This window comes from Mesorhizobium sp. M7A.F.Ca.MR.362.00.0.0 (assembly GCF_004023175.1).
Taxonomy (GTDB): Bacteria; Pseudomonadota; Alphaproteobacteria; order Rhizobiales; family Rhizobiaceae; genus Mesorhizobium.
Map to the genome: position 1 here is coordinate 1 of NZ_RZTF01000292.1, position 8,439 is coordinate 8,439.

Sequence of the window (8,439 nt, forward strand, 5' to 3'; positions counted from 1 at the left end):
CCATTACCTTCTGCCGTGCGGTGTCCCTGTCGAGGCCCCGTGCGGTGTAGTTGTTGAGCTGGTCCTGCACCCACGCCTCGTTGTCGCGGCTGGGTCCAGCGTCATAGTCGAGGCTGTTGAGGACCTTCTTGGTATCGTCAGCCAGGTCGTCCGGGGTCAGCTTGCCGAGAGCCCTTTGGGTGGGCGTCCGGTTGGACTGCTGCGCGGCGTAGATCAGGGCGTCCTCGGGTCCCATGAGGTCGTTGCGGGCGACGGAGTAGTTCTGGAGGAACTCTGCCGACTTGCTGTCCGAGACCAACCTGTCGGCGTAGGCCGGGTTGATGTCTTCGAGCTGCCGGTAGTCCTCCGCGATGCCGCCGAGGTACTTCGAGACCTCGCCCTTCTCCAGCGTACGGGAGATGGACGACTGGACCTGAAGGGAGTTGAACTTCTTCTGGAGGTCCTCGTCCACAATGCCGTTCCCACCGAACCAAGCGATGCGCTTCTTCAGCACCTCCTCCTTGGCCTGCTTGGGATCGACGTTGCCGGCGACCACCTTGTCTTCCAGCTCTTGGAACTGCGACAGCTTGCGCTTGACCACCTCGTCCTGCTGGTCCTTGACCGTCAGGGTCTTCATGTTGCCGTCAGGCCCCATGTACTCCACGTCCTTGAGCCGCTGGGCACCCCCAAGAGTCTCCAGCTCGGCGTAGGCGTTGGCTACAGCCTGTGTGCGCTGCCCGGTGGACTGGAATGCCATGCGGCGCTTCTCCTCCTCCCGTGCCTGCCCCGCGAGGAGCTGGGCCTTATTGCGCTTGGAGCTTTCGAGGTACTGCGCGGCCATGCTGTCGTTGAGCCACTCGTTGCCGGGTGTTTCCTTGGCCTTGACGATCTGCTCCTCGGTGAGCCGGCCATACATGGCGTCCTCATCGAGCTTGGAGCGGGTCTTGAAGCTGGTAGCGTTGGCGGCCTGTTGTTGTTCCGTCTCGGCCCTCTGGATGAGCGAGAGGCCCTTGTCCGTGTAGCCGGAGACTTCGAGCAAGGGACCGATGCCGCCGCGCTTGTTGTTGAGGAGCGCCTTGACCAGCTCGGGGCGGCCCTTCAGCGCATACTCCTCGGCGAGGCGGAACAGCGTGTCGTTCTGCGACTTGCCGTCGAGGCCCCGGAACGTCCGGTTCTCGCCTGACTGCTTGATGATGGCGTCGGCGATGTCCTCGGGGCCCTTGTTGGCGGCGATCCCGTCGTCGGCGATCATGCGGAACTCGTCCACGACTGCGGTGTCCCGCTCGGCCATGGTGTTTTCGATCTTCCGCTTCATGTCCTGTTCACCGAACTGCTGGGTCCAGTTGTCGGTGCCTCGGAAGAAGGCGGCCTGCATTGCTTGGTCCGGCAGGCCCTTGGCATACTTCTGGCGCTCGCCCTCGACCCATGAGTTGAAGTCTCCGTGGGCTTGGTCGAAGCCACCGTTGTTGTACGCCTCGGTGATATGCTGGCGGAACTCGTAAGCCGCCTTGGATCCGACCAGCGAAAGAACCCCGTCCTTCTGGATGCGGTTCTTGGCCTCGGGCATCGTCTTGATAACTTCCTCCAGCGACTTGCCGGCGATGCTGTCAGAGAAGGCCCTGTTGGCCTCACTGTCGGGGTCCTTGTCGGCACGGGCGGACACCGCTCCGAATTGCTGGAGGGCGTTGTTGAGGCCGCCCAGGCTGTCCGCTAGGGCCTGTAGGTTGCCCCCAACTTGCTTCTGCTGGGGGCGTACATAGGTGCTGCCGGGGATGCCGGTGGGGGCGATGGCGACTGGCCGAATGCTCGGGGCCGCCACATTCGTTCCGAAAAGTCCGTCTGCCATATTAGCCCTTTGACTTGTAGTTGCTGTAGGCGCTCAAGCCGGAGCTGAACGCATTGAGGAGATACGGAGCGAAGCTGGGCTTCTCCGGCATCGGCATGGAGTTGATCTGGTTCTGCCCGCCGGCCTCGGCTGCGATCTTCTCACCCTTCAGGAACCCACGGTTCATCTGCTGGTTCGTATCGAGCGCTGCATCGCTGCGACCCTTTTGGGCGTACATGTCCTGTAGGACCGAGGAGACCGAGAGGCCACCCACATTCCCTTCAGCAGCTGCAGCCTCCACTGATGCCGCCGCTTGGGCCGCCTCGATGTTGGTTTCGGTCTTCTGTTGGACCATCGCCGCGTCTTCTTGTTGGGCGCGGATATTGAGGTTGGCGTATTGGTTTTCAGCCGCCTTGGAGGCGTTGATGGCGTTCGCCTGCATCTCCTGCATACGCTGATCGTACTGGGCGCTGGAGGCGGCGTAGCCCATACCGGCTTGGGCGATACCAAGGCCGATGGAAGCGATTGTGATGAAGTCGCACATTAGGCGATCCTTGCAAATTCATAGACGGGGACCGCGTTCGGCCCGCACTCGTACTTGTGGAGGAGGGTGAAGCCCAACCAACGGAGCCACTTGACGTGGACCTCGTTGCGGGCGTCACAGATGTTGTAGAGCGTGTCGAAGCGTCGGTGGAACTCGGCCAGGACATCGCGGGAGCCTCGCAGGAAAGCCATCTTCCGGCTCTCCACGAGGGTCGTCCCACTCATCCAAACTACGCCGTTGCCGCGTAGGTCAGGGACCACGCCAGCGATGCCCACCAGAGACCCGTCATGGTCCCGTAAGGTGAACGAGGGTTCCGACATCAGGACCCCGAGGAGGAAGTGCTGGAGGGCCGGGCGACCGCCCAGCTCCTCCACTTCACGGCGATCCTCTGGCCTAAGCAGTCGGTCGAGTTCCCGCGCGTCGGCGGCAGTCGAGGCCGTTACCAGGCCATGAGGTGTTATCGTCATCAGTATCCTTTGGGGTAAGCCCCGCCAGTCCATTTGTAGGAGAGGACCGAGTAGGGGTAGGGGCCGGAGTTCTCGAACCGGATCGTCACGTCTTCAGCCGCCGCCATGATCGACAGAGCCTTCGTCAGCTTCCCCACGATCAGGGAGCCTAGAGTGCTCGTCTTGGTGCCTACGATGGCCGCCGAGAGGCGATGCACGAAGGTGGGGCGGTAGCTGCGCGTCAGGGTCACGTCGAGGCCCACGCTAGGCCCTGTGTCGAAGCGCATGGAGGCCACCTTCAGCTCCACGCCGGGAACCGCGTTGCCGCTGGTCCCGTCCCTCTGCTTTTCACGAACGACAAACGGAGACATCACCCCGTAGGCTTGGTAGGGGAAACCGACGTAAGCCGAGAGGCCGCCGTAGTTGCCCGAGACGACCAGAGAGGTGCCTGCGGAGGAAACCACGGTCGGCTGGGTGCCGAAGTCCGTGCCGGTGTTGAGGACCGCGATGGCCCCTGCCGCCGGATATGGCGTGGTGTAGGTGGTCTGATCGGTGCCGGCGCTGTAGACCCCGGTCAGGGTCACGCGGCGGTCGAGCAGGAGGATGGCCGGCTTGCCGTCGGTCCACGCCTCGTGGCAGTTGATGCCGAGGTGCTCAACGTAGGTGCCGTCAGAGAGGACCGCGACAAGCTCCTCACCTATGAACTTAATGGCCTTGACGCTTGCCGGCATGACCCATTTCTGCCAAGCAGACTGGGCTTTGTTCTGCCCGATCCAGAGCCATTTGTAGGTGTAGATCGTCGTCGGGTCCGCGCTCGAGACCATGGCCAGGAGTTTGAGGTCTTCGTCCCCATCCATCATGAACACGCCGGTCGGCACATAGCCGTGGCAATGCTCGTTGATCGAGGGGGCCTCCTGAATGGTTTCGTCCTGCACGTTCACGAACTCGTGGACGAAAGCTCCGCTGTCGGTGTCGTTGACGAAGAACAGCTTGTTGCCGCAGGGAACGGGACGGGCCTTTGAGCTGGACCTGTTCGATAGGGTGGGCACGAAGCTCGCCGTCTTCTGCGAGAATATGTCGCCGCCCTTCATTCGGAACGGGATCGACTGGGTGAAGATGATCAGCTCGCCTGCCAGCGACACCGCGTGGTAGGCGGTGGACACGTCGTCATAGGAGATCGCCTGGTCAATCGGGTCCGTATCAAGCCCGGTCAGAATGGTCTCACGGAAGAAGTTGAAGAACTCACCGACGCGGGAGAACACGACGTTCTCGCCGGACAGGATTCCCAACCGATTGTGCGCGAAGGCAAAGCCATTGATGGTGGAGCCGACGAAAGACGGCCAGTCATTGGTGGTGCTGTCGCCTACTGCCCGGTCTGCCCAGTCGCCCTGTCGGAACGTGAAGGTGCCATTGCTCTCCCGGACGAGGACGTGAGGCATGGTGGCTCTATCCATGCCGAGCTTCTCGCCAGCGCCTACGCACTCCTTCCAACGACCGAGGCCGTCTGTGGCCCCTTGCTGGAATTGTACCCAGTAGTCGTCATAGTCGGTATCGTCGCTGCCGGCCACCTTGAGGGTGAAGCCTACAGGGGCCTTTCGGGGAAGTTCGGAAAAGTCCTTCACGAAACCCTTGTGGGCGCGGAAGGCGGTATCGCGACCCTCTGCTTCACACGAGATGGTGAAGTCAGCGCCCGACAGGTTCTTCAGGTAGATCACGTTGTCGTAGAGGGCCACGGACCAGACCGCGGGGCTTAGGGTCTGGAGGCCGCCAGCGATGATGCTGTCGCCCAATTCAGAGTTTCCGGGGGCCGAGCCTCGCCAAGGCGTTAGCGGAGTCCCGTTGGCAAGTCCGTAAGCGATAGACGCCGGGGTGGCCTGTCTCTCTGATTGGCGCACGTCGAGGTCGTCTGTTCCTGGCCCACCGTTGGTGAGGTACGAGGCGACTTCAACGCCGTTCAGAACGATGCGGTACTTGGTGTGATACTCGCCAGCCGCGACGTGAAGTAGCGCGGACTTCTCCAGCGCCGCAGAAGTGGCGGCCGCTTGAGCGACAACCTTCTTCTTGTTCACGATAAAGGTGTGGTCAGCGACGGTCAGAGCCTCGTAGTCGGAGGCGGAGCTGATGCCGGAAAGGTATCCATTGCCGTTGGGAGCATTGACCGTTTTGGCGGTGCCAGCGAGGTCGTGGACGACTACACCTGAAGGGCTCATTCGGACCACGTACCGCTCCGTAGTGTCTCTGTCGATCAGATGATAGGCGGTGTTCGCCGCAGGGGCACCAGCTACGCGCCCCTTCAGGATCGCAGGGTTCCGGGGAACGAGGTTCCGGGTCACCGTGGGAAACTGGTTGACGCTCTCTTGGAGCTGCGAGGGGAGACGGACTTCCGGAGCTTGGCGACTTACGCCGTTGATGAGGTTGGGTGAGCCGCCTTCAGCTCGCATTAGCTTCTCCTAGCGATGGTCTGGATTGAGGCGTTGTTGAGGAGGTTGAAATCGCCGGCCCTGATTTCGGCGCGGACAAAGGCGTTGTTCGCTCGGGCGAGGTTGCGCTGACGCGAGGGCGTCGTGGCCTCGGCTCCGGGGAAGCCTTCAATGAACCGTTCGGTGGCGAGGGCGGTGATGTACCGGCGGGCCACGCTAGGGAGTTCGTCCCACGGTCGGTGCCACAGGATTTCGCAGCTCACAGGGGAGGCGAAAGTGTAGGTCTTGTTGTCCCTGTCGTAGAGCCTGTCGCCGACCGAGATGATGTCGCCATCAGTCGCGTCGATGTCGAGCGCGTTATCGGGGACCAGCACGTTGCCGGAGACGTTCGGGGAGAGCATCACGTCGGTCTCGAAGTTGAACCAACGGGGCTCCTCTTGGACCTGACGGGACTGGTTACGGAGTACAGATAGAGCGGTGTTGCCGGAAGGTGGGAGGTCCTCCAGATCGGACACGGGGTCCTCACCGATGGATGCCAGCAGTTCGTTCACGGCGTCGAGTTCGGATGCGGGTCCGAGAGTTTCCATAGTACCTCACAAAAAAATAGCCGAGGCCCCCGAAGGGACCCCGGCGATCTGCGTTGGTGTGGCTTACGCCGTGACGACTTCGATGGCGCACTCGGGACGCAGAATGCCGTGACCGACCGCGAAGCGGGCGACCAGAGCGGTAGCCTGCCAGAGGGTCAGGTACTCGGACTGCATCGAGAGGGACATCAGCCGGCAGGTGCCGACAGCGCTGCGGTGGAAGATCGACATCGCGGTATTGGCGAAGTTGCCCTGATACTTGGCCGGGCCGGTGGCCACGTTCGAGTTCGGGACGTTGTTCGACTTCACGATGTTGATGCCGGCGAGGCTTTCGATCTTGCCGTCAGCGATGCCACCGCGACCACCCCAGTCCTTGTTGACCAGATCAGTCGTGGCCGCAGCCGCGTAGAAGGTGACCGGCTTCACGAAGGCGTTGCGGTCAGTGTCCACGACGTTGTTCTCATCGAACTTCTGCGCCGCTGCGAACAGGGCCGCCTTGATGAGAGCGCCATCGGTGCGGACGTTTGCGCCGCCGACGATAACCGAACCACCCGGCTCACCCGTGATGGTGGCCGAAGCGCGGGCCGCGAGAACAGCCGTGCGAGCGACGTTCGTGTCGAACGCCAGAGCGAGGGCTTCACCGAGCTGCTTGGTGTACTCGGAGCGCACGTCGTAGTGCGACTTGGCCTCGTCAATGTCCGCGATCATGACGTTAGCCAGGAGCAGATCGTCAATGGTGATCACGCGCTCGTTGTGAGCGATCGGCGTACCGGTGAGCTGGGTGCCCGGCGTGTGGTAAGCCGCCGTGATGCGACCGGTGGCCGGGAACTGGGCCGACTTGCCGGAAGCGATTTCGCGGATCAGGTGCTTGTCCTGATACACGCAGTTCATGTTGAAGGCCGTGAGGACTTCACCCGAAAAGATTTTCAGGTTGAGAGCGTCAACGTCACCGGCGAGGTTAACTTGGCCGATGCGGGAGACGGAAAGGTCTGCCATTTTAGTGTTTTCCTGTGTGCGATTGGAGGGATGATCGGTCCGACCAGAAGCGCCCCGCAGGAACACGAGATTGTCCGCTCAAGGCCCCCCTCGGGGAGCTGTTGGCGGGTCAAGGTTCTGTTTGGTGTTTCTTGGGAACCTGTCAGGGCCGGAGCCCTGGAGTCGCCGCCGAGTGGGCAGCACGACTATGGTCTATCGCATTCAGGAGAATTCTATTGACGTCCGATGGTAGCAGTCCCACGGTGCATCAACAGAAACGGAGAAATAATATGGGTGGCGACGAAATGATCCGGCGCGATGAGCTTCGCCGGTTGGGCATGGATTTTGCTATCCAAGCGGGAATTCTTCACCAATGTCCGCATGGTGAAGCATTGAAGGGAGTGTTCCCGGAAGATAACGGGCCTGCTTATGCAATAGCGACCAACTGGCTGAAGCAGACCGGCGGTGGTGACTACTCCCGCAAAGAGGTCATGGACTCCGTCAAAGACGCGATCGAGTCCGCTGGCTTTGAGTGCTCGACTTGCGAGAAACATAAGATGGAATGATGGCACTTGCATTGCAGAGGTGCCAGCAGTGTCAATGTCTACCGAAAGTCTCGTAGAAGGCGATAAGGCGCTTTCCGCAGGCCACCTTTTGGGCCTCGGAGAGCTTCAAGGACGCGACCAGTTCAAGCACCTGTTTCTTGGTCATGGCTCCCTTCTTAGGGGCCGCGACGATCTGATCGAAGCAGACGCGAACGTCGGCGGGGATCGGGGGGAGGGTAGTCGGCTGGAGCTTAGTTCCAGAGGTCGCGCAGGCGCTCAACGTCAGCGCCACTAAGGCACTCGCGCAGACCGTCCGAGATGCTTTCCGCATAGTCATGCAGGGCGTCTTTCCGTTTCTGGAGTTCGGTGAAGGCGAGGGCGTCGGCAGCGGCCTTGCGCTGGTCAGCCAGGAGGGCAGCGTCAGTCAGCTTTCGGGCGCGTTCGGATGCCTCAAGATTCGCCTGAAGGTTCTCGATCTGGTGCTTCTGGTTGGCTTCGGTCTTGCCGGCCTCGTAGAGGCGCCAGCCGGCGAACACGAGCGCGGCCATGACGGCAGCGAACGCGATGGCCTTCCAGTTACGGACTACCCACGTCAGAATTGCCAGCATAGGGCGTCTCCTGTGAGTTATTGAAGAAGGCAAGGAAGCGCCGGTAATCCATGTGCCCGATGCCCACGTAAGCCCCGTAGAGGGACCCGATCAGGGCGAGGGCGGATGCCACGACAGCGGAGCCTTGCTGGGCGTAGACGCCGTAGAAGGCGAGCCCCCAAGCCAGCGCGGTGTTTGCCAGCAGGAATGCCTTCGACGTGCGCCGCTTGGAGGTCTTGTTCATACCAAGTGGCCGAGCGGGTCCTTGCGCACGTCGAACGACGGGCAAGCCTTGGCGGCGTACTGGTTGTGGCCGGAGACCTTAGTCAGGCCGTACTTGGCGATGGCGGCCTTGGTGAGGGCAATCATCGTGGCCTTTTGGGCCGGCGTACGGGTATCTTTCGGGGTCTTGGCGTCTTTCGCTAGTCCACCAACGTAGACGTAGCCGATGGTTCCGGAATTGTGACCTTCGACATGGGCACCGATCTGGGCCTCGGGGCGACCGTCATGGACGGAGCCGTCGAGATACACGAC

General features: G+C 61.7%; 10 protein-coding genes. 1 reads left to right on the forward strand and 9 read right to left on the reverse strand.

Going from position 1 to position 8,439, the window contains the following annotated elements; genetic code table 11:
• The 6 genes from EOC06_RS26995 to EOC06_RS27020 form a co-directional block, all read right to left on the reverse strand.
• The coding region (locus EOC06_RS26995; RefSeq protein WP_164898755.1) for a hypothetical protein at window positions 1–1,825 on the reverse strand (1,825 nt) is incomplete at its 3' end.
• Between the two features lies 1 nt (window position 1,826).
• Window positions 1,827–2,348, reverse strand: a complete 522-nt coding sequence (locus EOC06_RS27000) for a hypothetical protein (protein ID WP_128309218.1) — start codon at window positions 2,346–2,348, stop codon at window positions 1,827–1,829.
• Window positions 2,348–2,815, reverse strand: a complete 468-nt coding sequence (locus EOC06_RS27005; RefSeq protein ID WP_127408545.1) for a hypothetical protein — start codon at window positions 2,813–2,815, stop codon at window positions 2,348–2,350. The genes EOC06_RS27000 and EOC06_RS27005 overlap by 1 nt, the downstream gene beginning before the upstream one ends.
• Window positions 2,815–5,235, reverse strand: coding sequence for a lipocalin/fatty-acid binding family protein (locus EOC06_RS27010; RefSeq protein WP_128309219.1), 2,421 nt, complete (start codon window positions 5,233–5,235; stop codon window positions 2,815–2,817). Before EOC06_RS27010 ends, EOC06_RS27005 begins: the two co-directional genes overlap by 1 nt.
• Window positions 5,235–5,765, reverse strand: coding sequence for a hypothetical protein (locus tag EOC06_RS27015; RefSeq protein ID WP_164898756.1), 531 nt, complete (start codon window positions 5,763–5,765; stop codon window positions 5,235–5,237). Before EOC06_RS27015 ends, EOC06_RS27010 begins: the two co-directional genes overlap by 1 nt.
• A 99-nt stretch (window positions 5,766–5,864) precedes the next feature.
• Window positions 5,865–6,794: a phage capsid protein gene (locus EOC06_RS27020; RefSeq protein ID WP_206631260.1), complete on the reverse strand. Its 930-nt coding sequence runs from the start codon at window positions 6,792–6,794 to the stop codon at window positions 5,865–5,867.
• Between the two features lie 269 nt (window positions 6,795–7,063).
• Here EOC06_RS27020 and EOC06_RS27025 point away from each other — a divergent pair, with 269 nt between their 5' ends.
• Window positions 7,064–7,339, forward strand: coding sequence for a hypothetical protein (locus EOC06_RS27025; RefSeq protein ID WP_128309221.1), 276 nt, complete (start codon window positions 7,064–7,066; stop codon window positions 7,337–7,339).
• A gap of 230 nt (window positions 7,340–7,569) precedes the next feature.
• On the opposite strand, the gene EOC06_RS27030 is transcribed toward EOC06_RS27025, so the two are convergent.
• From EOC06_RS27030 to EOC06_RS27040, 3 genes are all read right to left on the reverse strand, one after another.
• Entirely contained in the window at window positions 7,570–7,926 is a 357-nt protein-coding gene (locus tag EOC06_RS27030; protein WP_128309222.1) for a hypothetical protein, read from the reverse strand.
• Entirely contained in the window at window positions 7,895–8,149 is a 255-nt protein-coding gene (locus EOC06_RS27035) for a hypothetical protein (protein WP_128309223.1), read from the reverse strand. Before EOC06_RS27035 ends, EOC06_RS27030 begins: the two co-directional genes overlap by 32 nt.
• On the reverse strand, window positions 8,146–8,439 hold a 294-nt coding region (locus EOC06_RS27040), incomplete at its 5' end, for an N-acetylmuramoyl-L-alanine amidase (protein ID WP_128309224.1). The genes EOC06_RS27035 and EOC06_RS27040, both read right to left, overlap by 4 nt.

Coding starts and splice junctions, on each gene's coding strand:
- EOC06_RS27010 (WP_128309219.1), bottom strand. CDS start 5,235: ATGCGAGCTGAAGGCGGCTCACCCAACCTCATCAACGGCGTAAGTCGC.
- EOC06_RS27000 (WP_128309218.1), bottom strand. CDS start 2,348: ATGTGCGACTTCATCACAATCGCTTCCATCGGCCTTGGTATCGCCCAA.
- EOC06_RS27020 (WP_206631260.1), bottom strand. CDS start 6,794: ATGGCAGACCTTTCCGTCTCCCGCATCGGCCAAGTTAACCTCGCCGGT.
- EOC06_RS27035 (WP_128309223.1), bottom strand. CDS start 8,149: ATGAACAAGACCTCCAAGCGGCGCACGTCGAAGGCATTCCTGCTGGCA.
- EOC06_RS27005 (WP_127408545.1), bottom strand. CDS start 2,815: ATGACGATAACACCTCATGGCCTGGTAACGGCCTCGACTGCCGCCGAC.
- EOC06_RS27025 (WP_128309221.1), top strand. CDS start 7,064: ATGGGTGGCGACGAAATGATCCGGCGCGATGAGCTTCGCCGGTTGGGC.
- EOC06_RS27030 (WP_128309222.1), bottom strand. CDS start 7,926: ATGCTGGCAATTCTGACGTGGGTAGTCCGTAACTGGAAGGCCATCGCG.